This is a genomic window from Actinomadura alba (genome assembly GCF_014323705.1).
GTDB lineage: Bacteria > Actinomycetota > Actinomycetes > Streptosporangiales > Streptosporangiaceae > Actinomadura_C > Actinomadura_C alba.
This window is the reverse complement of sequence record NZ_JABVEC010000001.1, coordinates 469345-491320: the sequence shown is the minus strand read 5'-3', so window position 1 is coordinate 491320 and position 21976 is coordinate 469345. Positions and strand designations below refer to the sequence as shown.

Annotated in this window: 25 protein-coding genes and 2 tRNA genes; 21 read left to right on the top strand and 6 right to left on the bottom strand. The window is 71.1% G+C overall.

Annotation, left to right across the window (positions count from 1 at the left end; translation table 11 throughout):
- Positions 1-300 precede the first annotated feature (300 nt).
- A complete protein-coding gene (gene cimA, locus HKK74_RS02610) occupies positions 301-1878 on the top strand; it encodes a citramalate synthase (RefSeq protein WP_187241313.1) in 1578 nt (525 codons plus the stop codon).
- 120 nt (positions 1879-1998) lie between these two features.
- On the opposite strand, the gene HKK74_RS02605 is transcribed toward cimA, so the two are convergent.
- Positions 1999-2364, bottom strand: coding sequence for an antibiotic biosynthesis monooxygenase family protein (locus HKK74_RS02605; protein WP_187241312.1), 366 nt, complete (start codon positions 2362-2364; stop codon positions 1999-2001).
- Positions 2365-2574: 210 nt separating this feature from the next.
- On the opposite strand from HKK74_RS02605, the gene HKK74_RS02600 reads away from it, so the two are divergent.
- The 4 genes from HKK74_RS02600 to HKK74_RS02585 all read left to right on the top strand — a co-directional run bounded on the left by HKK74_RS02600 (position 2575) and on the right by HKK74_RS02585 (position 5168).
- Positions 2575-3837 carry a cellulose binding domain-containing protein gene (locus HKK74_RS02600; protein ID WP_187241311.1) on the top strand — a complete coding sequence of 421 codons (1263 nt, stop codon included), beginning with the start codon at positions 2575-2577 and terminating at the stop codon, positions 3835-3837.
- A 200-nt stretch (positions 3838-4037) separates the two neighbouring features.
- Positions 4038-4802 carry a fumarylacetoacetate hydrolase family protein gene (locus HKK74_RS02595; RefSeq protein WP_187241310.1) on the top strand — a complete coding sequence of 255 codons (765 nt, stop codon included), beginning with the start codon at positions 4038-4040 and terminating at the stop codon, positions 4800-4802.
- Between the two features lie 84 nt (positions 4803-4886).
- Positions 4887-4958: transfer RNA gene (locus HKK74_RS02590), tRNA-Gln, on the top strand.
- Positions 4959-5095: 137 nt separating this feature from the next.
- Positions 5096-5168 (top strand) — tRNA-Glu (locus tag HKK74_RS02585).
- A gap of 63 nt (positions 5169-5231) precedes the next feature.
- Here HKK74_RS02585 and HKK74_RS02580 read toward each other — a convergent pair.
- Positions 5232-5630 (bottom strand): GNAT family N-acetyltransferase, encoded by a 399-nt coding sequence (locus HKK74_RS02580; RefSeq protein WP_312881187.1) that lies wholly within the window; start codon positions 5628-5630, stop codon positions 5232-5234.
- A gap of 71 nt (positions 5631-5701) precedes the next feature.
- Between HKK74_RS02580 and HKK74_RS02575 the strand changes: the two genes are divergently transcribed.
- The 4 genes from HKK74_RS02575 (at position 5702) to HKK74_RS02560 (ending at position 8872) form a co-directional block, all read left to right on the top strand.
- Positions 5702-6787, top strand: coding sequence for an S-(hydroxymethyl)mycothiol dehydrogenase (locus HKK74_RS02575; protein ID WP_187241309.1), 1086 nt, complete (start codon positions 5702-5704; stop codon positions 6785-6787).
- Entirely contained in the window at positions 6787-7404 is a 618-nt protein-coding gene (locus tag HKK74_RS02570; protein WP_312881203.1) for an MBL fold metallo-hydrolase, read from the top strand. The genes HKK74_RS02575 and HKK74_RS02570 overlap by 1 nt, the downstream gene beginning before the upstream one ends.
- Before the next feature lie 39 nt (positions 7405-7443).
- Positions 7444-7641: a hypothetical protein gene (locus tag HKK74_RS02565; protein WP_187241307.1), complete on the top strand. Its 198-nt coding sequence runs from the start codon at positions 7444-7446 to the stop codon at positions 7639-7641.
- A 124-nt stretch (positions 7642-7765) separates the two neighbouring features.
- The gene (locus HKK74_RS02560) at positions 7766-8872 is read left to right on the top strand and encodes a phosphotransferase enzyme family protein (RefSeq protein WP_187241306.1); all 1107 of its coding nucleotides are present in this window, start codon (positions 7766-7768) and stop codon (positions 8870-8872) included.
- Positions 8873-8998: 126 nt separating this feature from the next.
- On the opposite strand, the gene HKK74_RS02555 is transcribed toward HKK74_RS02560, so the two are convergent.
- A complete protein-coding gene (locus tag HKK74_RS02555) occupies positions 8999-9409 on the bottom strand; it encodes a PTH2-like family protein (protein WP_187241305.1) in 411 nt (136 codons plus the stop codon).
- Between the two features lie 113 nt (positions 9410-9522).
- Here HKK74_RS02555 and HKK74_RS02550 point away from each other — a divergent pair, with 113 nt between their 5' ends.
- The 5 genes from HKK74_RS02550 to HKK74_RS02530 all read left to right on the top strand — a co-directional run bounded on the left by HKK74_RS02550 (position 9523) and on the right by HKK74_RS02530 (position 14182).
- Positions 9523-10380, top strand: a complete 858-nt coding sequence (locus HKK74_RS02550; RefSeq protein ID WP_312881186.1) for an AraC family transcriptional regulator — start codon at positions 9523-9525, stop codon at positions 10378-10380.
- 92 nt (positions 10381-10472) lie between these two features.
- Positions 10473-11840, top strand: coding sequence for a hemolysin family protein (locus tag HKK74_RS02545; protein WP_187241304.1), 1368 nt, complete (start codon positions 10473-10475; stop codon positions 11838-11840).
- The gene (locus tag HKK74_RS02540) at positions 11837-12841 is read left to right on the top strand and encodes a hemolysin family protein (protein ID WP_187241303.1); all 1005 of its coding nucleotides are present in this window, start codon (positions 11837-11839) and stop codon (positions 12839-12841) included. The genes HKK74_RS02545 and HKK74_RS02540 overlap by 4 nt, the downstream gene beginning before the upstream one ends.
- Before the next feature lie 94 nt (positions 12842-12935).
- Positions 12936-13562 carry a MerR family transcriptional regulator gene (locus HKK74_RS02535; protein WP_187241302.1) on the top strand — a complete coding sequence of 209 codons (627 nt, stop codon included), beginning with the start codon at positions 12936-12938 and terminating at the stop codon, positions 13560-13562.
- Positions 13563-13774: 212 nt separating this feature from the next.
- A complete protein-coding gene (locus tag HKK74_RS02530) occupies positions 13775-14182 on the top strand; it encodes a hypothetical protein (RefSeq protein WP_187241301.1) in 408 nt (135 codons plus the stop codon).
- 20 nt (positions 14183-14202) lie between these two features.
- On the opposite strand, the gene HKK74_RS02525 is transcribed toward HKK74_RS02530, so the two are convergent.
- Positions 14203-14922, bottom strand: coding sequence for an IclR family transcriptional regulator (locus tag HKK74_RS02525; RefSeq protein WP_187241300.1), 720 nt, complete (start codon positions 14920-14922; stop codon positions 14203-14205).
- An 89-nt stretch (positions 14923-15011) separates the two neighbouring features.
- On the opposite strand from HKK74_RS02525, the gene leuC reads away from it, so the two are divergent.
- The 4 genes from leuC to HKK74_RS02505 all read left to right on the top strand — a co-directional run bounded on the left by leuC (position 15012) and on the right by HKK74_RS02505 (position 17864).
- Positions 15012-16409, top strand: coding sequence for a 3-isopropylmalate dehydratase large subunit (gene leuC / locus HKK74_RS02520; protein WP_187241299.1), 1398 nt, complete (start codon positions 15012-15014; stop codon positions 16407-16409).
- 9 nt (positions 16410-16418) lie between these two features.
- Positions 16419-17009, top strand: coding sequence for a 3-isopropylmalate dehydratase small subunit (gene leuD / locus HKK74_RS02515; protein WP_187241298.1), 591 nt, complete (start codon positions 16419-16421; stop codon positions 17007-17009).
- 43 nt (positions 17010-17052) lie between these two features.
- Positions 17053-17397, top strand: coding sequence for an SCO5555 family protein (locus HKK74_RS02510; protein WP_222721824.1), 345 nt, complete (start codon positions 17053-17055; stop codon positions 17395-17397).
- Positions 17398-17585: 188 nt separating this feature from the next.
- A complete protein-coding gene (locus tag HKK74_RS02505; protein WP_187241297.1) occupies positions 17586-17864 on the top strand; it encodes an HU family DNA-binding protein in 279 nt (92 codons plus the stop codon).
- Between the two features lie 58 nt (positions 17865-17922).
- Here the strand turns inward: HKK74_RS02505 and HKK74_RS02500 are convergent, their stop codons facing one another.
- Both HKK74_RS02500 and cofC read right to left on the bottom strand, forming a co-directional pair.
- Positions 17923-18150 (bottom strand): cold-shock protein, encoded by a 228-nt coding sequence (locus HKK74_RS02500; RefSeq protein WP_187241296.1) that lies wholly within the window; start codon positions 18148-18150, stop codon positions 17923-17925.
- Positions 18151-18187: 37 nt separating this feature from the next.
- Positions 18188-18859 carry a 2-phospho-L-lactate guanylyltransferase gene (cofC, locus tag HKK74_RS02495; RefSeq protein WP_187241295.1) on the bottom strand — a complete coding sequence of 224 codons (672 nt, stop codon included), beginning with the start codon at positions 18857-18859 and terminating at the stop codon, positions 18188-18190.
- A gap of 78 nt (positions 18860-18937) precedes the next feature.
- On the opposite strand from cofC, the gene HKK74_RS02490 reads away from it, so the two are divergent.
- The 3 genes from HKK74_RS02490 to HKK74_RS02480 all read left to right on the top strand — a co-directional run bounded on the left by HKK74_RS02490 (position 18938) and on the right by HKK74_RS02480 (position 21976).
- Positions 18938-19684: a lysophospholipid acyltransferase family protein gene (locus tag HKK74_RS02490; RefSeq protein WP_187241294.1), complete on the top strand. Its 747-nt coding sequence runs from the start codon at positions 18938-18940 to the stop codon at positions 19682-19684.
- 11 nt (positions 19685-19695) lie between these two features.
- Positions 19696-20709 carry an NAD(P)H-dependent glycerol-3-phosphate dehydrogenase gene (locus HKK74_RS02485; RefSeq protein WP_187241428.1) on the top strand — a complete coding sequence of 338 codons (1014 nt, stop codon included), beginning with the start codon at positions 19696-19698 and terminating at the stop codon, positions 20707-20709.
- Positions 20710-20869: 160 nt separating this feature from the next.
- Entirely contained in the window at positions 20870-21976 is a 1107-nt protein-coding gene (locus HKK74_RS02480; RefSeq protein ID WP_187241293.1) for a D-alanine--D-alanine ligase family protein, read from the top strand.

Here is a 21976-nt window from a genome sequence, read left to right as displayed (position 1 = left end):
GTGGGACCGGTGTGTCATGGCCGCCGACGATGTGGCACACTGACATCGCTATGCGTTACGGCCACGCTCACTATGAGCTGAACATTATCGGCTGGCGCGCCGGTATCTGACGAGACCACCGGCGCGCAGACCTCTCACGTCCGTGAGGGGTCTTTTGCTTTTCAGCACCGCGAACCGTGACGAGTGAAGATCCAGAAACCGGATCTACCAGACAAAAATCCGACAACAGTGCTTTTCCCATAACCGCGACGACATCCGCGTTCGGATACAGGGCGCCGGTCATTCGCAAAGGAGAGCTCGATGCTCGACGACGGCTTCCACGTCTATGACACGACCCTGCGTGACGGAGCCCAGCAGGAGGGGCTCAACCTCTCCGTGGCGGACAAGCTCGTCATCGCCCGGCACCTCGACGAGCTCGGGGTGGGCTTCATCGAGGGCGGCTGGCCCGGAGCCAATCCGAAGGACACCGATTTCTTCCGGCGCGCTCGAACAGAGCTCGACCTGAAGCATGCGCAGCTCACCGCCTTCGGCGCGACCCGCCGGGCCGGTGTGAAGGCCGCCGACGACCCACTGGTGGCCGCCTTGCGCGACTCCGGCGCGCCGGTCGTGACCCTCGTCGCCAAGAGTCACGACCGGCACGTCGAACTGGCCCTCCGTACGACCCTGGAGGAGAACCTCGCGATGATCCGCGACACGGTCTCGCACCTGCGCCGGGAGGGCCAGCGCGTCTTCGTCGACGCGGAGCACTTCTTCGACGGCTACCGGGCCGACCGGGCCTACGCGCTCGATGTCGTCCGGACCGCGGCCGAGGCGGGCGCCGATGTCATCGCGCTGTGCGACACGAACGGCGGCATGCTTCCGGACGAGCTCGCCGAGGTGGTCGCCGCCGTCGTCGAGCAGGGTGCCCGGATCGGCATCCACTGCCACGACGACAGCGGCTGCGCGGTCGCCAACACCCTCGCGGCGGTCACGGCGGGCGCCTCGCACGTCCAGGGCTGCGCGAACGGCTACGGTGAGCGCAGCGGCAACGCCAACCTGTTCACCGTGGTCGGAAACCTGCAGCTCAAGCGGGGGATGCGGGTCGTCACCGACGAGCAGCTGGCCGAGATGACCCGGATCGCCCACGCCGTGTCGGAGGTCACCAACGTCACCCCCGGCTCACAACAGCCCTACGTCGGGTTGTCCGCGTTCGCGCACAAGGCCGGCCTGCACGCCTCGGCCGTGAAGGTCGACCCGAGCCTCTACCAGCACATCGACCCGGCGGCCGTCGGCAACGACATGCGGATGCTGGTCTCGAGCATGGCGGGGCGCGCCTCGGTCGAGCTGAAGGGCAGGGAGCTCGGTTACGACCTGTCGGGGGACACCGCCAAGCGGGTCGTCGGCCGGGTGAAGGAGCTGGAGGCCGCGGGCTACACCTTCGAGGCGGCCGACGCCTCCTTCGAGCTGCTGTTGCGCGAGGAGCTCACCGGGGTACGGCAGCGGCACTTCGAGGTCGAATCGTGGCGGGCGATCATCGAGCGCCGGCCGGATGGTTCGATGGTCAGCGAGGCCACGGTCAAGCTGCACGCCAAGGGGGAACGGATCGTCGCGACCGGTGAGGGCAACGGTCCGGTCAACGCCCTCGACACGGCGCTGCGCGTCGCGCTCGAGCGGCTCTATCCCGAACTCGCCAGGCTCGAGCTGGTCGACTACAAGGTCCGGATCCTCGAAGGCTCACACGGCACCGGCGCTCGGACCAGGGTGCTCATCGAGTCGAGCAACGGCCGGGGCGAGTGGGGCACGGTCGGCGTCGAGGACAACGTGATCGCGGCCTCCTGGCAGGCGCTCGAGGAGGCCGTGACGTACTGCCTGCTGCACGCCGGCTACGACGTGAACTGACCGGCTCCGTCACGTACGGCCGGGAGGCCCCGTAGCGCGCGGGCCGGCGACGGCAGGGGCCGGCGACGGCACGGGCGGGCGACCGGACGGGTCGGACCGGCCGCCCGTCGCCGTGCCGCCTCAGCCCGCCTTGGGCGCGGAGCTCTGGATGACCTCGAAGGACCACAGCTCGGCGCCGGTGGCGGCGGGGCCGCCATGTCCCTGTCCATGCCCGTGCCCGGTGCCGCCCTGCGCCGCCGCCTGCGCCGCCGCCTGGGCGTGCCCGCGCTGGAAGTCCTGGCTCTCGGTCCAGCGCTGGAAGTCCTCCTCGCTGCGCCAGCGGGTGTAGACGAGGTACCGGTCGGTGCCCTCCAGGGGCCGCAGGAGCTCGAAGCCCTCGAACCCGTCGGCCGACTCCACCAGACCGGCCCGGCCCGCGAACCGCCGCTCGAGTTCGTCCCGCGAGTCCGCGGTGACGGTCAAGGCGTTGATCTTGACGACAGACACCTGAATTCCCTCCATGACGATGACGTGGACCTGTTCCGGACCCTATTGCCTGGACCCGCCCGGCCGGTGGCGCGGCCCGGTGGCGTTCCCGTGCCTTTTCGCGGCGCTCGGCCGAACGGCGGGGAAAGTGCGAACCAAACGGGCGTTCTCGCCGTCGGACTCACTGAGATCACAGGGCCGGAATCACCTGTGGGGCGAAAGGGTGACGAGTTGAACGGCGACAAGTCGGGCGGACCGGCGGAGCGGGACGAACACCCCCTTGCGGACCAGCAGCCGGCCGGGGAGACGCCGCCTTCCGGCGGCGACCCCACTGACCCACCCGGCGAGGGCGCCGCCGCGGCGACCGTCACGGACGAACCGGTGGACACCGGGTCCGGGACGTCGGCCACCACCGAGATGGCGGCGAAGACCGGGACGACCGCGGCGGGCGGGTCCTTCGACGACGAGGATCTCTGGCCCGCCCTCGCCGACGTGACCGACGAGCAGCCCTGGGGAGCCGCCTCGGCCCAGCCGGGCGACGAACCCCCGGCCGACGCCGCGACGGTTCCCCAGACCGATTCCTCGCCGCCTGGCGGTGACCGGCGGGTGGCTCCTCAGCCGCCGGCCCCGTTGGACGTACCGACCGAGATCCCGGTCGCGATGGCCGCCGCGGCGCACCGGCCGGCGGCCGAGGCCGCGCCCGCCGCCGGCGTGGACGAAACGTCCCCGTCGTCCCCGTCGTCCCCGTCGTCCTTCGCCGTGCCGCCGCCGTTCATATCGGGACTTGGCATGGGAACGCCGCCGTCCGGTGTGGCGCCGCCGCCGGGAACGAACGGCCCGCCCCACCTGGCGCCGCCGGGACCCGGCGGCAGGCGTCCGAAGGTACTGATCGGCGCCGGTGCCGGTGCCGCCGTCATCGTCGCCGGAGTGCTGGCGGCCGTCCTCCTGTCGGGCGGGGAGCCCGGCCGCTCCGGCGCGGCCGCCGCCGGGCCGTCGACCGCGCCCGCGGCGTCGGCCGCCCCCTCGATCGGGCCCACGGGCTCACCGGGACCCGAGACGGCTCCGACGGCGTCCGGCTCGCCGGCTCCCGGTGCCGGCCAGGTGCCGGTCCAGCCGTCCGCGCCCGGCGAGGTCACCCCGTCGGGTGCGCCGGACGGCGCGCCGGTCGCCCCGGAGCAGCAGAACGGCCCAAGGGTGCGCTATCAGACCGTTCAGCACGACCCGGGCTACTTCGAGGGCGTCCTCACCTTCACCAACCAGACCGGTGCGACGATGCACGCCTGGGAGGTGTCGTTCACCTATCCGGGGGCCAACGTCAAGAACATCTGGGACGCGGTGCTCGTCCGGGGCGGCGACCACCCGGTGATCCGGAGTATGCGGACCGCCGAGGCCATCCCGCCCGGTGGCTCGCTGGAGGTCCGCTTCGGCGCGGAGGGCAGCCCCGCGGCCCCGGCCGACTGCCTGTTCGGCGGCAGGCCCTGCGCCTTCGGCTGACCGGCCCGGCCGGCCAGGCCGCCGCGCCGGTGAGGCGCTCGAGGGTGAGGCGCCAAGGGTACGCGGCGCGAATCCGGCCGGCGCCGGCGCGGGCCGGGAGCCGAGCGCGGCCGCGTAACGGGACGGTCATCAGCGTCAACCGTCATTCCAGGGTTTGGACGCCCGGCGTGCGACGTCGGCCGCGCGGCTAGGCTCGGGGCATGCGCATTGCAAGGTTTTCCACGGACGAAGGGATGTCCTTCGGCGTGATCGAGGAGGATTCCGTCGCCGCGATCGCGGCCCACCCCTTTGGTGAGCTCCGCTTCACCGGCGAGAGGTTCGCCCTCGCCGACGTACGGCTGCTGGCGCCGATCCTGCCCAGCAAGGTCATCGGAATCGGCAAGAACTACGCCGAGCACGCCCGCGAGATGGGCGGGGAGGCCCCCGACGAGCCGGTCGTCTTCAGCAAGCCGTCGACCACGGTGATCGGTCCGGGCGAGACCGTCGCCTACCCGGAGAAGCTCTCCCAGCGGGTCGACTACGAGGGCGAGCTCGCGGTCGTCATCGGCCGGATGTGCCGCGAGGTCCCGGCGGCGCGTGCCGCCGAGGTGATCCTGGGTTACACCTGCGGCAACGACGTCACGGCCCGTGACCTCCAGCAGCGGGACGGGCAGTGGACCCGGGGGAAGGGGTTCGACACCTTCTGCCCGCTGGGGCCGTGGATCGAGACGTCCGCCGATCCCGCGGACCTCGCGATCACCACGATGGTCAACGGCGAGGTGCGCCAGGACGCGCGGACGTCGCTGCTGATCCACGACATCCCGACGCTGATCGAGTACGTCAGCCAGGTGATGACCCTGCTGCCCGGCGATGTGATCCTGACCGGCACGCCCGCCGGTGTGGGCCCCCTCGAGATCGGCGACGAGGTGTCGGTCACGATCGAGTCCATCGGTACGCTCACCAACCGGGTCGTCTCCCGCGAGTAGCCCCGGGGCTATTTGGTTTTGGTTCAGACTCTGGACTCCGGTAAGCTCTCCGAGGCGCAAGCGGCCCGGAAGGGCATACGCCGGTGGGGTATGGTGTAATCGGCAGCACGACTGATTCTGGTTCAGTTAGTCTAGGTTCGAGTCCTGGTACCCCAGCTGGGTCGGCTGAATTTGGCTGGTTTGACCCATTTCTCTTGTACGAGGCAGATTGAATGATCTGGTTCGGCAAGGGTTGGATGTCCGGTAAGCTGAGCGTCGCCCGAGTGAGAGATCACAAGGGAGAGCAAGGTCATGGCCCCGTCGTCTAGTGGCCTAGGACGCCGCCCTCTCAAGGCGGTAACGCCGGTTCGAATCCGGTCGGGGCTACATACGTAGCAGTTGGAAGGCCTGGTCACGAAATCGTGACCAGGCCTTCTGTCGTACGGGCCGTTAATCCCGCCGGACGCCCGCGTCCGCGTTCAGGTCGAACTCGGCGCGCCTGTGCTCGGGCACCATGTCGAGGTAGTCCGGGTGCCTGTTGATCCAGTCGCGGATGAAAGGGCAGTAGGGAAGCGCTCCGAGACCGGTGTCCCGCGAGGCGTCGAGGGCCTCGCGCACGAGCCGGCTGCCGATCCCACGGCCGTTGAACCTCTCGTCCACCTCCGTGTGCAGAAGCGCGATGTCGTCCCCGCGCAGGCGGTAGTCGAGGAATCCGGCGAGTTCCTCCCCGTCGTAGACCTCGAAGCGCTTCTTGTCAGGAGCGTCGATGACCCGCAGTGCCATGTGGTGCCCACTCTGTCCTCGCGTACGGGCGCGACCGGATGCCACGCCCTCACCCCAGAGTGCCACGGCACTAGGCTGCAGCTGCTGCTGCAGGTGTCGGCTGCCCCGCCGTCCGCCTACGTACGAGGAGAGAACGCATGGCACACGAGGTCCGTGGTGTGATCGCCCGTAAGAAGGGCGAGCCCGTATCGCTGGAGACGATCATCGTTCCGGATCCCGGGCCGGGTGAGGCCCTGGTCCGAGTACAGGCATGCGGGGTCTGTCACACGGACCTGCACTATCGCGAGGGCGGGATCAACGACGACTTCCCGTTCCTGCTCGGCCACGAGGCGGCCGGCATCGTCGAAGAGGTCGGGGTGGGGGTCACCGACGTGGCGCCCGGCGACTTCGTCATCCTCAACTGGCGGGCGGTCTGCGGCCAGTGCCGCGCCTGTTCCCGGGGCCGTCCCTGGTACTGCTTCGCCACGCACAACGCCACCCAGAAGATGACGCTCGCCGATGGCACCGAGCTCTCGCCCGCCCTCGGCATCGGCGCCTTCGCCGAGAAGACCCTGGTGGCCGCCGGGCAGTGCACCAAGGTCGACCCGGCCGCGAGCCCGGCCGCCGCGGGCCTGCTGGGCTGCGGCATCATGGCCGGCATCGGCGCCGCCATCAACACGGGCGGGGTCAACAGGGGTGACTCGGTCGCCGTCATCGGCTGCGGCGGCGTCGGGAACGCCGCCATCGCGGGCGCGCGGCTGGCCGGCGCGGCGAAGATCATCGCGGTGGACATCGACGACCGGAAACTGCAGTGGGCCCGGGACTTCGGCGCCACGCACACGGTGAACTCCTCCGCCGCCGATCCGGTCGAGGCGATCCGCGAGCTCACCGGCGGCGACGGCGCCGACGTCGTGGTCGAGGCCGTGGGCCGCCCCGAGACCTACGAGCAGGCCTTCTACGCCCGTGATCTGGCCGGCACCGTCGTGCTCGTCGGCGTGCCCACCCCGGACATGCGCATCGACCTCCCGTTGCTCGACGTCTTCGGCCGCGGCGGCGCCCTGAAGTCGTCCTGGTACGGCGACTGCCTGCCCTCCCGCGACTTCCCGATGCTCATCGACCTCTACAAGCAGGGCCGGCTCGACCTCGACGGCTTCGTGTCCGAGACGATCGGCCTGGACGACGTCGAGGCCGCCTTCGGCAAGATGCACCGCGGCGAGGTGCTCCGCTCGGTGGTGATGTTGTGATCGAGCATCTGGTCACCTCCGGGCAGTTCACCCTGGACGGCGGCACCTGGGACGTCGACAACAACGTCTGGCTGGTCGGTGACGACAGTGAGGTGCTCGTGATCGACGCCGCCCACGACGCCGACGCCATCGTGGCCGCGATCGGCGGGCGGCGGCTGGTCGCGATCGTGTCCACGCACGCGCACAACGATCACATCAACGCGGCGGCGGAGGTCGCCGACCGGACCGGCGCGCCGGTCCTGCTGCACGAGGCCGACCGGGTCCTGTGGGACGCCGTCTACCCGGACCGGAAGCCGGACGGGTCGCTCGCCGACGGCGACGAGATCACGGTGGCGGGCACGGTGCTCCGCGTCATGCACACGCCCGGTCACGCGCCGGGCGCCGTGTGCCTGTACGCCCCGGAACTCGAGACCGTGTTCACGGGAGACACGCTCTTCCAGGGAGGCCCGGGAGCGACCGGCCGGTCGTACTCCGACTTCCCCACGATCATCGACTCGATCCGTGACCGGCTGCTCTCCCTGCCGCCGAAGACGGTCGTACGGACGGGGCACGGCGACACCACGGTCATCGGCACGGAGACCCCGCACCTGGAGGAATGGATTCAGCGGGGCCACTGAGCCGCTCCCGTGCTGGATTTCACGGCATATGTCCCGCAGATGTCAGTGCGGTCTGCCACGATGCGCGGCATGGGCAACCTGTACGACACCGAGGTGGCGGGGCCGTGGTTGAGGACCGAGGAGTTCTGGGGCCAGGGCGCCCCGGAGATCCTCGCGGGCTTTCCGGGCGAGCTCGCGGATCTCGCGCGCCGCGCGCGGGACGGCGGGCACCGGCTCCACTGCCGGTGGAGTCTGTGAATCTCCGTGGCGCGGGTGCGGGGTGCGCGTGGGTGTTGTTCAATGGAACGTCTGTTCGTCCCGCCCCGGACCCTTCTCGAACGTGTTCGTCGTGACCTGACCAAGGCATGAGGTGTCGACTTCGGTGAGCTCTGGCGTGCGGTCGCCGTCCGCGCGCCTGCTCCGCCGATGGGACCTCGAGGAGCCGTGGGAGCTCGCCGCTCTCAGCGCCGCGCCCGAGAACCGGAACTGGCGGGTCGTGACGCCGGACGGCCGCTTCCTGCTCAAGCGCTTCGCGGACGCGACCCGGCGGCAGGTCCTGTTCCGGCTCCGGGTGACCGAGGCGCTTGCCGCGGCGGACCTCCCGGTGCCGGCCCCGATCCCCACGCGTGACGGCCGCCCGCTGGTCGACACGGCCCACGGGCGTTACGCGCTCTACCCCTGGATCGACGGCCGGCACCGTGACGGCGTCGACCTCGGCATCGCGGAATGCCGGGAGCTCGGCGGCGTCCTCGGCCGGTTGCACACCGAGCTCGACCGGTTCGCCCCGCCGGTTCAGCAGAGCCTGCTGGTGCCCGCCACCCGGGCGCACGACGCCATCGCCCTGGCCGGCCGGATGCTCGCGGAACCGCCCGAGGGCCGCGGGGAGCGTGACGAGTCCGACGAGCTCGACGAGCTCGACGAGGCGGACCGGCTCGACGAGCCGGCCGCGACCCGGCTGGCCGACCGGCGCGATCTGCTGGTCCAGTTCGCCGATCACGAGCCGCCGGCCGCGGAGACGGTGACGGTGGGCTACGTGCACGGCGGCCTGCACTCGGGCAACCTTCGGTACGGCGAGTTCACCGGTGGCCTCGTCGCCGTCCTCGGCTGGCGCCGCCTGCACATCGCGCCTTTCGCGGGTGAGCTGGTACAGGCCGCCTCGGCGCTGTTCGCGCACGGTGACGAGCGGGGGATGGACCTCGAGCGGGTGGAGGCCTTCGTCCGCGGCCACGCGGCGGCGTTCCGGCTCGACGCGGCTCAGGTGCAGTCCGCGGTGCACCGGGTGTGGTGGGAACGGCTTTGCGATGTGCGGGTGCTGGCGCCCACCGCTGACGCTCGTGACGGCTCCGGGGATGAACGGGCCGCCGCGGAGATCGCCCTCGTCGAGTGGTGGACCGCCAACCTCGACCGCACGCTCGACGTCTTCGCCGCGCCGTACGGCCACGGGGACGGCGGTGCCGATGAGGCGGGCGGCACCGAGGGTGACGCATGAGACGGGTATGTCAACCGCTCCGGCGACAGGCGCGTCCTTGATGTGACGATCCGTGATTCGCGGGACGCCTCCGGTCGCGCGCCCTAAATTCTTAGTCCTGATATATGGCGAGGTAGACCGAGCCGATCAGGGGTGGAGGGCGAGCCCCTTCATGACCTTGTCGACGGCGTTGCGGGGCCCGTGCACCGCGAGCCCGACGAGCCGCAGCGCGTCGGTCGGCACCGCGGCGACGGCGGCCCGGTTGTCGTCGTCGTTGCCGGTCTTGAAGAGCTCTTCGGTGTAGATCCCGATGAGGAGGTCCCGGGAGAGCGCGCGGGCGTGCGCCCGCCCGAGCGCCTCGGCGTCGCCGCCGTGGACGAGGACCGGCTGGCGGAACGTCGCCAGATAGCGGTTGCCGGAGCCGTCCTCGTACGGCCTTCCGACGGTGTCGGGGAAGCCCGCCGCCAGTCCACCGGCGAGGAACGCCGTCACGTTGAGCTTCTGCCATGCCGCGAGGTCCTCCCGTACGGCGATGGCGATCTTGGTGTCGAATCGCATGCGGGCAGTCTGCCCCGGCCGGCCACCGGCGTATTGAACGCTGGTGCGCCTACCACCGCGGGTCTGCCGCCGTCCGCGGCGCACGCGACCGGGCGGGCCATGCACAATGAGGTGTGACCGTCGACGGCGAATGGGTGAGCTACTGGCGCTCGCCGGACCGGCCGGTCGAGGCGATGCGGGCCCATTTCCGGCGGCACGCCTATCACCGGCACAGCCACGAGACCTACTCCTTCGGGATCACCGAGAGCGGCGCCCAGTCGTTCAGCTGCCGCGGCGCGGCGCATACCAGCACCACCGGCATGGTGATGGCCTTCAACCCCGACGACCCGCACGACGGGCGGACCGCCACCGATCCGGGATTCACCTACCGGATCGTCCACGTCGGAGCCGATCTCGTCGCCGACGTGCTCGGTGACGCGGCCGGGCGGCTGGCGGGTCTGCCGTTGTTCGCCGAGCCGATCGTGCACGACCCATCGCTCGCGGGGATCGTCTGGCGGCTGCATGCGGCGCTGACCGGTGGTGCGGAGGACGGGGGCGGCACCCTGCGGCGGGACGAGCTGCTCTCGGCCGCTGTCACCGCGCTGGTGCGCCGCGGGGCGACCAGGCCGGGGCCCGGGGACGGCGGCGCCGTCCGGGGCCGCGCCGACGTGACCCGCATCGCGGGCCGGGTGCGCGCGCTCCTCGACGACGCCTATGCGGCCGACCTGGGAGCCGGGGATCTCGCGGTGGTCGCCGGATGCAGCCGCTACGCCGTCTACCGCGCGTTCCGTGCCGCGTACGGCATGTCACCGAGCGACTACCAGCGCCAGGCCCGGTTGCGCGCCGCCCGCCGGCTGCTCACCAGGGGCGACGCGCCGGCGCGGGTGGCGGCGCGGGTAGGCTTCGCCGATCAGAGCCACCTGACCCGCTGGTTCAGCAGGTACTACGGCATCACACCAGGCGCCTACCGCGACGCGGCCCTGGAGACGTGAGATCATCCTGTCCGATGGGCGACCGGGAGAGTGACATCCTCGCCAATGGACTCGAGCAATAGAACCGCCGGCTCGCGCCGCGGGCCGGCGTCATGATCCTCGATCTGGTCCTCCTGGCCGTCGCTTTGGGGCTGATCGTGGCCAACGGCGTCTTCGTCGCGGCGGAGTTCTCCCTGGTGACCGTCGAGCGGAGCCAGGTCCAGCGGCTCGCCGACGAGGGTGATCGCGGCGCCAAGGGCGTGCTCGCCGCGGTGCGCCGGTTGTCGTTCCAGCTCTCGGGCGCGCAGCTGGGCATCACGATCACCTCGTTGCTGCTCGGTGTGATGACCGAGCCGGCCATCGCGCACCTGCTCGTGCCGCTGATCTCGGCCCTTCCCGCGGGTTCAGAACAGACGGCGGACGGCGTGGCGATCGCGGCGGCGCTGGTGATCGCCACGGTGGCGCAGATGGTCCTCGGCGAGCTGGTGCCCAAGAGCGCCGCGCTGGCGAGCCCGCTCGCGGTGGCCCGCTTCGCCACGCCGCCGCAGCGGGCCTTCTCGGTCGTCTTCGGCCCGCTGATCAGGGCGTTCAACGCAGGTGCGAACGGGATCGTACGCCGCCTGGGGGTGGAGCCTCAGGACGAGCTCGCCTCGGCCCGGTCGCCCGATGAGCTCGGCCTTCTGGTGCGGCTGTCCGCCGAGGCCGGGACGCTGCAGCCGACGACCGCCGCCATGCTGCACCGCGCTCTGAGGTTCGGGGACAAGCTCGCGGCCGAGGCCATGACACCCCGCGTCGACTGTGTGGTCGTCGACGCGTCGGCGAGCGTCGCGGAGCTGCTGGAGATCGCCGACCGTACGGGTCATCTGCGTTTCCCCGTACGCGGCGATGGCGGGGACAGGGAGGCCGGGGCCGGCTGGGGCGAGGCCGCGGGGGTCAAGGGCGTGGCCGGGGTGGCCGGCGCGTTCGCCGTGGCCGAGGCCGACCGCGCGGGCATCCGGGTGGCCGAGATCCTGCTTCCCCCGGTACTGGTGCCGGGCACGCTCGGCCTCGGCATCGTGCTGGAGCGGCTGCGCGCCGCCCGCACCGAGATGGCGATCGTGGTGGACGAGTACGGCGGCTTCGCGGGCATCGTCACGACCGAGGACCTTGCCGAAGAGCTGGTCGGTGAGATGGCCGACGAGTACGACCTGCCGGGCGACGAGTCGGCCGAGCCGATCCCCACGCGGCTCGGGCCCGGTGAGTCGGCGACCGTTCCCGGCGGGCTGAGCGCCGACGAGGTCGAGGAGCGCACCGGCTTCGTGATGCCGGAGGGGCCGTACGAGACCCTCGCCGGCCTCGTGCTGGCGCGGCTCGGTCACCTGCCCGACGCGGGTGAGCGGGCCGACGTGGACGCCTGGACGCTGACCGTCACCGCCATGGAGCGCCGGCGCGTCGAGCAGGTCACCGTCACCGCGCCGTCCCTCACCGAGGAGGAGTCGTGAGCGCGCTCGACCTGGTCGCGATCTTCGTCCTGCTCGGGCTCAACGGCTTTTTCGTCGGCTCCGAGTTCGCGTTGATCTCCGCGCGCCGTACGCAGATCGAGCCGCTCGCCGCCCACTCGCGGAGGGCACGCGCCGTCGTGGCGGCGATGGAGGCGGTGCCCACCATGCTGGCGGGTGCGCAGCTCGGGGTGACGGTGGCGTCGCTGCTGCTCGGGGCGATCGGCGAGCCGACCCTCGCGCATGCGCTGGAGCCGGCGTTCGAGGCCGCGAGCGTGCCCGAGCACTTCGTGCACCCGGTCGCCTTCGCGCTGGCGCTGACACTGGTGGTGTCCGGGCACATCATGCTCGGCGAGATGGTGCCGAAGAACCTGGCGCTCGCCGGTCCCGAGCGGGTCGCGCTGTGGATCGTGCCGCCGTTGCTGGCGTTCTCGCGTCTCACCCAGCCGTTCATCGCGGTCATCAAGCTGCTGTCCAACGTCACCCTGCGGCTGATGCGCCTGCCGGCGACGAGCGAGGTCAGGACCGTGTACACGCGGGACGAGCTTCCGGCGCTCATCGGCGAGTCGCGCGAGCACCGGCTGCTCGAAGCCGCTGAGCACGACCGGATGATCGCCACACTCGCCCTGCACGCCCGGCCGGTCGAGGGAGTGATGGTGCCCTTGTCCAAGGTGGTCACCGTGTCGGCGGCCACCACGCCCGTCGAGCTGCAGGACTTCGCCGGGAAGTACGGGCACTCGCGCTTTCCCGTGCACGGTGACGAACCGGGTGAGCTGCGCGGCTACCTGCACATCCTGGACGCGCTCAACGGGGCGCCCCGGGAACGGCCCCTGCCGGTCCGCGTGCTGCCCACGGTGGCCGGTGGCGCCATGCTCGCCGATGTGCTGGCGCTGATGCGCAAGAGCCGGGCCCAGGTCGTCGCCGTGGCCGGGCGGGACGGTGCCACCGTCGGCGTCGCGACGCTGGACGACGTGCTCGTGGCGTTGCTCCAGCCGGCGGACTGATGCGCTGACGGCCGTGAACCGGATGGGGGGCATCCTTGGATATCAACACTATCCAATAGTTGGATATCGCTAGTATCCAGTCAAGGGGGTGCGGATGAAGATCTCTGAACTCAGTGATCGGAGCGGCCTGACCGTACAGACGATCAAGTTCTATCTGCGTGAGGGGCTGATGCCGAAGGGCGCGGCCACCGGCGCGACGCGCGCGGAGTACGGCGACGGTCACCTGGAGCGGCTGCGGCTCATCCGCGCGATGCGGGAGGTTGGTGATCTTCCGGTGTTCGCGATCAAGCGGATCATCGCCGCCGCCGACGAGCCGGAGGTCGGCCTGCACGAGCTGCTGGGAACGGTGCAGTACGCCCTCGGCCCGCATGTCGACGCCCCGGCCGACGACCCGCAATGGCGGGCCGCGCGGGCGGACGTCGACGCGCTGATCGCCGAGCTCGGCTGGCGGGTCACCGCCGACGCGCCCGCCCGTGACCTGCTGGCCCAGACCTTCGTGGCCCTGCGCAAACTCGGCTTCCCCGTGGTGCTCACCGAACTGCGCCCCTACATCGAGGCGGCCATGAGCCTGGGCGAGCACGAGGCCGGCGGCCTCTCGACCGACGAGCCCCGCACCCGGGCCATCCACCGCACGCTCGTGACCACCGTGCTGTACGAGCAGGTGCTGCTCGCCCTGCACCGGCTCGCCCGAGAACACGAGTCGGCCCGCCGGCTCGGATAGCGGCGGCACGCCCGCGGGCGACGCGAAGACCGGGCAATCTCGGAAAGGAATGCCACGGGCGTGGTCATTCGGCTACCTTCGGTGACGCGGTACGTCTCACACAGGTCTGCGGGTGGCGGTGGCCAGCCGGGTGCCCGACCAGATCGTTCCTTCACGGCCGCTTCGTGACGGCGCCGGGCCCCGCCCCGGCACGAGTGGGAAGACGCGTCCGCATGGCCTCTTTCGATACGACCGGTTCCGGTGGCGACGCCCCGGTGAGCGAGCAGCGCGACCACGACCCCCTGGCCGGTGAGACCCGGCTCGGACGCCCGCGCGCCCGTGACGACGCGGCGGCCGACGCCATGGCGGCCCTCTTCGACCGGGGCCGGCCCGAGGACTTCACCGGGGTCTATCTCGCCCTGCGAGACCGGGGTTACACCCGGGACCGGCTGATCGAGCTGATGTGCGCCCGCGGCCCGGCCTACGACCCCTTCCTGTTCGCCGGGGCACTGGCGGAACTGCCGCACCTGCCCGACGCCGAGTTCGCCCGGCACGGCCTCGACGCCATCCAGATGGCCATGATGCGGGCCCGTTTCGCCGACTGGTACCGCGCGCTCGTGCGGCGTGGCCTGAGTTCCTGACCGGGCCGCCGGCCGAGGGCTCAGCCGGTGGTACGCCGCATCGAGTCGGAGATCTTGTCGGCGGCGGCCGTCACCGGATGCGCGTGCTGGCGGCCGGGCGAGCGGGTCAGCCGCTCGATCGGCCCCGACACCGACACGGCGGCGATCACCCGGCCACCCGCGCCGCGGATCGGGGCCGAGACCGACGCGACCCCCGACTCGCGTTCACCGACGCTCTGCGCCCACCCGCGGCGCCGTACCGACGCCAGGGTGGTGGCCTCGAACTTCGCCCCGCGCAGGCCGCGGTGCAGCCGGTCGGGCTCCTCCCAGGCCAGCAGGATCTGGGCGGCCGAGCCGGCGGTCATCGGCAGCGCGCTGCCGACCGGCACGGTGTCGCGCAGCCCGCTCATGCGCTCGGCCGCCGCCACGCACACCCGCACGTCACCCTGCCGCCGGTACAGCTGGGCGCTCTCGCCCGTGAGGTCCCGCAGCTGCGTCAGGATGGGCTGGGCGATCGCCAGCAGCCGGTCCTCGCCGGCCGCGACCGCGAGCTCGGCCAGCCGGGGGCCGAGGATGAAACGGCCCTGGGTGTCCCGGTGGACCAGGCGGTGGTGCTCCAGCGCGACGGCGAGCCGGTGGGCGGTCGGGCGCGCGAGTCCGGTGGTCTGCACGAGCTGCGCGAGCGAGGCCGGACCGGCTTCCAGCGTGTTCAGAACGAGAACCGCTTTGTCGAGAACGCCGACTCCGCTAGAGTTGTCCATACCTCGATATTGCCGTCTCGGATTCTGAGATGCAAATCGAAGTCGGACGGCGCAGGGCCGCGCCGGGAAGCAACGGATGAGGTGGAGCGATGGGCCGCACACTGGCGGAGAAGGTTTACGACGCACACGTCGTACGACAGGCCGAGGGCGAGCCGGATCTGCTCTACATCGACCTGCACCTCGTGCACGAGGTGACCAGCCCGCAGGCCTTCGACGGGCTGCGCATGGCCGGACGGCTCGTACGGCGGCCCGACCTCACCATCGCCACCGAGGACCACAACGTCCCCACCACCGACCTCCTGGCGCCGATCGCCGACCCGGTGTCCCGCGTCCAGATCGAGACGCTGCGCAAGAACTGTGCCGAGTTCGGCATCCGGCTGCACCCGATGGGCGACGCCGGGCAGGGCATCGTGCACGTGATCGGCCCCCAGCTCGGGCTGACCCAGCCGGGCATGACGGTCGTGTGCGGCGACTCCCACACCTCGACGCACGGCGCCTTCGGGGCGCTCGCCTTCGGCATCGGCACCAGCGAGGTCGAGCACGTGCTCGCCACCCAGTCGCTGCCGCAGATCAGGCCCAAGACGATGGCGATCACGGTCGAGAACACCCTTCCGTACGGTGTCACGGCCAAGGACCTGATCCTGGCGATCATCGCGAGGATCGGCACCGGCGGTGGCCAGGGGCACATCGTCGAGTACCGCGGCGAGGCGATCCGGGCGCTGTCGATGGAGGGCCGGATGACGGTCTGCAACATGTCCATCGAGGCCGGCGCCCGGGCCGGCATGATCGCGCCGGACGAGACCACCTTCGCCTACCTCGAGGGCCGGCCGCACGCCCCGTCGGGCGCGGAGTGGGAGGCGGCCAAGGAGCACTGGCTGTCGCTCCGCACCGACGACGACGCGACCTTCGACCGCGAGATCGTCATCGACGCGGCGGAACTGACGCCGTTCGTCACCTGGGGCACCAATCCGGGTCAGGGCGTCCCGCTGGCTGCGGCCGTTCCGGACCCCGCCGAGTTCGCGGACCCGGCGGCGCGGTCCGCCGCCGAGCGGGCCCTCGAGTACATGGGGCTGACCGCCGGCACTCGGCTGCGCGACGTCGCGGTCGACACCGTGTTCGTCGGCTCCTGCACCAACGGCCGGATCGAGGACCTCCGGGCCGCCGCGGATGTCGTCAAGGGGCGCAGGGTGGCGGACGGCGTCCGCATGCTCGTCGTGCCCGGCTCGATGAAGGTCAAGAAGCAGGCCGAGCAGGAGGGGCTCAAAGAGGTGTTCAGCGCGGCCGGCGCCGAGTGGCGCGAGGCGGGCTGTTCGATGTGCCTCGGCATGAACCCCGACCAGCTCAAGCCGGGAGAGCGCAGCGCCTCCACGTCCAACCGGAACTTCGAGGGGCGGCAGGGCAAGGGCGGCCGTACCCACCTGGTATCGCCCGCCGTCGCGGCCGCCACCGCCGTCACCGGCCGTCTGACGGCTCCCGCCGACCTGTAAGGGAAGATCATGGAAGCGTTCACCGTCCACACCGGCCGCGCGGTACCGCTGCGGCGCAGCAATGTCGACACCGACCAGATCATCCCGGCGGTCTGGCTCAAGCAGGTCAGCCGCACCGGTTTCGAGAAGGGGCTGTTCGCCGCGTGGCGCGAGGACCCGTCCTTCGTGCTGAACGACCCCGCCTACGCCGGGGCGAGCATCCTGGTGGCCGGCCCGGACTTCGGTACCGGTTCCTCCCGCGAGCACGCCGTCTGGGCGCTGCAGCAGTACGGTTTCCGCGCCGTCGTCGCAGCCCGCTTCGGAGACATCTTCCGTAACAACGCCACCAAGATGGGCCTGCTGCCGATCCAGCTCCCCGAGGCCGACGTCGAGCGCATGCAGGGCAAGATCGAGGCCGATCCGGCCAAGGAGTTCACCGTCGACCTGGACCGGCGCGAGCTGCGCTGTGACGACGGCGGCGTGCTGTCCTTCGAGATCGACGACTACACCCGCTGGCGGCTCCTGGAGGGCCTCGACGACATCGGGCTCACGCTCCGCCACGCCGACGCCATCGCCTCGTTCGAGCAGGGCCGTTCCTCCTGGCTGCCCGTCACGGCGTGATCGTCGAGGCGATCCGTCCGGCCGGCGGCGAGGTGAGCGCCGCGTGAGCGCGCCGCGCCCCCGGCCGGGCGAGCCGGGCTGGGCGGGGCCGGAGTGGGACGACCCCGTGCTGACCGCGCTGGCCCATCGGCTCCGCGACGCCCACCGTCTGGTCGCTCCGCTTCCCGCGGACGACCGGCGGCGACTGATTCGGCACCTGCTCATCATCACCGACCTCGCCAAGCGCGATCCGCAACTCGCCGATCGCCGCCTGGTGACCTTTGTGGCCGATCTGGAGCGGGAGCACGGGTCCTCGTACCCGCCGGACGGAGGGGAAGCGCGCGAGCTGCGGCGCAGGCCCGACGGGGGGTCCGGGGGGCCGGGCGAGGGCGGCCGAACGGCAGAGTGACGCTTGTCACCGATACCACCGGCCTTGGGATGTTTTGTAGGCATCCGTCCAGGCCATAGAGCCTGTGGAAACGGGGTGGGGGCAAGGAAATCGCCTACGACACGGCAACTATTGCTTGCAGGTGATTGTGCAGGCGTCGTGGGTCCCCTAGTTTCGTCGGGGCAAGGGGGAACTGGAGGAGTATCCCAATGAACAAGCGCGAGCTGGTCGACGCGATCTCCGAGCGGCTGGGGAGCAAGAAGGCCGCATCCGAGGCTGTCGACGCCATCTTGGAGACCATCCAGGCGGCGGTCGCCAAGGGAGAGAAAGTCGCCATCACCGGGTTCGGTTCGTTCGAGAAGGCCGATCGGCCTGCCCGAACGGCTCGTAACCCGGCAACAGGCAAGGCCATCCAGGTCCCTGCGACATCGGTGCCGAAGTTCAAGCCCGGTGCCGATTTCAAGAACCTGGTCGGCGGCAAGCACTAGTCAATCGTCGCGACGCCCGGTGGCCGTGCTGACGCACGGCCACCGGGCGTCGCGGCATTCAGCCCGAGGGCGGGGCGGGCAGGGGAAACGTCGACAGGGTGATCACCGAGATCCGGTCGCCGTCCGGGGCCGATTCCACGGCGAGGTTGACCCGCTGGCCGAACCGCAACATCCGCAGTCCGCCCGCCTCGAAGGCCGTGGCGTCGAAGTCGAGCCGGGTGCCGTCATCGAGCAGAACGCTGCCCGACCGCGTCGCGGCGTCGTAGGTGCGCACCGTTCCCTGCATGACGGTCAGCCTATCCGCTGAGGAGGCGACGACATGATCATGATGGTGCGCACGCGGGCAGGAGGGGGGCGATGGCGGTCGTGCGCGGACCGGCACCGAGGCTGAGCGCGGCGATCAGATCGTCGAGGGTGTCCACGTCACGGCGCACGCTCGGGATGCCGGCCAGGGCCAGCTCGCGGGCACCCTGAGCGCGGTGCCTCGCTCGGGAGTCCGGGCCGAACGCCGGTGCGAAGACGACTCCGGGCGATGCGACGTAGAGTGTCGTTCCCGTCCCGGCGGTGTCCGGGACGAACGCCGTCCCGCCGTGCGCGGCCGCCGTCCCGAGGACCTCGGACAGCTCGGCCGGGCGCAACGCGGGCAGATCCGCCGACAGCGCACCGACACCGGCGTCCGGGGCGAGGGCGCGGGCGAGCGCGGCGCCGTGCGCCAGGGCCGGGTTCAGACCGGCGTCGGGCTCGTCGGACACGACGCGGGCTCCGAGGTCGGAGAGCTCGCTAGCGGCGAGCGGATCGTCGGTGACGACGACGACCGCCCCGACGTGCTCACACAGCAGGGCGGCCGCTACGGTGTCGGCGGCCACCGAAAGGGCCAGCGCCTCACGGTAGGGGCCTGCTGCGGCGGACATGCGGGACTTGGCGCGGGCCAGGACCTTGACCGGGACCACGAGGGACCACCGGAGGTCGGGGGCGCTGAAGGCTGCAGTAGACATGGCGACTCGACACTATGCGGACGCACCGCGAAACTTGAGGGCACCCCGAGCTCGGGGCATCGCAAGAGGAGGACGGGCATGAGCCACGACTATTCGCCGCTCTGGCGCAAGACGTCGATCGTCATCCTGCGCCCGCTGCTTTACGCGCTGCTGAAGCGGGACTGGAAGGGCCGGCGCAACGTCCCCCGGAAGGGCGGCGTGATCATCGCCGCCAACCACCTGTCGTGGGCCGACCCGCTGGCGCTCGCTCATTTCGTGTACGAGTCCGGGCGCTACCCCGTCTACCTCGCGAAGGCCCCGTTGTTCACGGCCAGGGTGGTCGGCCGGATCGTCCGCGGAACGGGGCAGATCCCGGTCTTCCGCGATCGGGCCGATTCCGCCGAGGCGCTCAAGGAGGCCGAGGAGGCCCTGCGCGCCGGGGAGTGCCTGATCTTCTATCCCGAGGGCACATGTACCCGCGACCCCGAGTTGTGGCCGATGACCGGCCAGACCGGGGTGGCGCGGCTCGCCCTGGCGACCGGGGCCCAGGTCGTCCCGGTGGCACACTGGGGGGCGCACCGGTTGTGGCCGTACGGCACCAAGAGGTTCCGGCCGTTCCCGCGCAAGACCATGCAGGTCGTCGCCGGCCCGCCGATCGACCTGTCGGACTACGCGGACCGGCCGGACGACAAGGCCACGGTGCGGGCCGCCACTGACATGATCATGAGGACCATCGCCGACCTGGTCGGTGAGCTGCGCGGGCAGAAGCCGCCCGAGCAGTTGTACGACCACCACAAGGCGATCGAAGAGCGACGGGCCAGAGCCGATAGAGAGCAGGCGTCGTGACGCGCACAACCATCAACAGAGCGGCGGTCATGGGGTCGGGGTCGTTCGGCACCGTGTTCGCCAAGGTCCTGTGCGACGCGGGCGGTGAGGTCAGGCTCTGGGGCCGCCGTCCCGAGATCGTCAAGGCGATCAACGAGGGGCGGGAGAACGCCGACTACCTGCCGGGCGTAGAGCTTCCCGAGACGATGCGCGCGACGCTCGACCCGGCCGAGGCGCTCCAGGGCGTCGACTACGTCGTGCTGGCCGTGCCCTCGCAGACGCTGCGCGAGAACCTCTCGGCGTGGAAGCCGCTGCTGCCCGAGAGCGCCGTGCTGGTCAGCCTCATGAAGGGCATCGAGCTCGGCACCTGCCGTCGCATGTCCGAGGTCATCCAGGAGGTCGCCGACGTGCCCCAGGAGCGCGTCGCCGTGATCAGCGGGCCGAACTTCGCCCGTGAGATCGCCGCGCGCCAGCCGGCGGCCTCGGTGGCGGCCTGCACCGACGCCGAGACCGCGCGGCGGCTGCAGGCCGCGTGCATGACCCCGTACTTCCGGGTCTACACCAACACCGATGTCATCGGGTGTGAGCTGGGCGGCGCGGTGAAGAACGTCATCGCGCTGTGCGTCGGCATCGCGGCCGGGCTGGGCTTCGGCGACAGCACGCGGGCGATGCTCATCACCCGCGGGCTCGCCGAGATCGCCCGCCTGGGCACGGCGCTCGGCGCCGACCAGCACACGTTCGCGGGCCTGGCGGGTCTCGGTGATCTCGTGGCGACCTGCAGTTCGCCGCTTTCCCGCAACCGCACCTTCGGTGAGAACCTCGGCCGGGGTATGACACTGGAGCAGGTCACGGCGGTGACCAGGCAGACGGCTGAGGGAGTCAAGTCGTCCGAGGCCGTGCTCGAGCTCGCCCGCAAGCACAGCGTGGAGATGCCGATCACGGAGGTGGTCGCCGCGGTGATGCACCACGGGATGCCGATCTCTGAAGCCGGCTACCTCCTGATGTCGCGCTCGCCCAAACCGGAGCGCTACGGCGTGGACGAGTGAGTCGCGGCCGGTACGGGGCGGCCGGCGCGATGCCCGCGAGCGTTGGGGTGGGAGGCCCGGCCGAAGGACCGGCGAACGATGCGTGCACTTCTGCACCCGCTGGGTTCCGTAATGTTCGCGCTTGGGCGATCGGTGCCGATCGCCGGTAAGGTCGGTCACCATGTCCGAGTCCAAGATTCGCGTTGCCGTGGTCTTCGGCGGGCGCAGCTCCGAGCACGCCATCTCCTGTCTCACCGCCGGCAGCGTCATGGCGGCGATCGACCGTGATCGCTACGAGATCGTGCCGATCGGCATCGCCACCGACGGCCGCTGGGTGCTGGCGCCCGAGGACCAGCGGCTGTCCATCCAGGATGGCAAGCTGCCGGAGGTCGACTCCGCCGGCGCCGCGCTCGCCCTCCCGTTCGACCCGGCCGGCCGTGGCCTCATGGTGGTCGAGCCCGGCCGGGTGCCGCGCACCCTGGGCGAGGTCGATGTGGTCCTGCCCCTGTTGCACGGCCCGTACGGGGAGGACGGCACCATCCAGGGGCTGCTCGACCTGGTCGGCGTCCGTTACGTCGGCGCCGGGGTGCTGGCCAGCGCTGCGGGCATGGACAAGGGCTTCATGAAGGTCATCTGGGCTGGGCAGGGGCTGCCGGTCGGGCCGTACGTCGCGGTGACCGAGCGCGACTGGCGACGAGAGCGCAAGCGCGTGATCGACGAGATCAAGGAACTCGGCCTGCCGGTGTTCGTCAAGCCCGCCCGGGCCGGGTCGAGCATGGGCATCAGCAAGGTCGACTCCGAGGGCGACCTGGACGCGGCGGTCGAGGCGGCACGGGAGCACGACCCGAAGGTGATCGTCGAGGCGGCGATCGACGGGCGCGAGATCGAATGCGGCGTGCTGCAGGGCCTCGGCGACGACCCTGCCGAGGCGAGCCTTCCGTCCGAGGTCAACGTGGCGGACGGGCATGATTTCTATGACTTCGAGGCGAAGTATCTCGATGACGGGCTCCGGCTCGACATCCCGCCGAGGCTGCCGGCCGAGGTGATCGAGGAGGTCCGGCGGCTTGCGGTGCGGGCGTTCGACGCGCTCGGCTGCGAAGGGCTCGCCCGGGTCGATTTCTTCTACACCAGTGACGGCCGGCTGCTGCTCAACGAGATCAACACGATGCCGGGCTTCACCCCGGCCTCGGCGTTCCCGAAGATGTGGGCGGCGAGTGGTCTCGACTACCCGGCGCTGGTCGACCGGCTGATCCAGACCGCCCTGTCCCGCCCGATCGGCCTCCGCTGA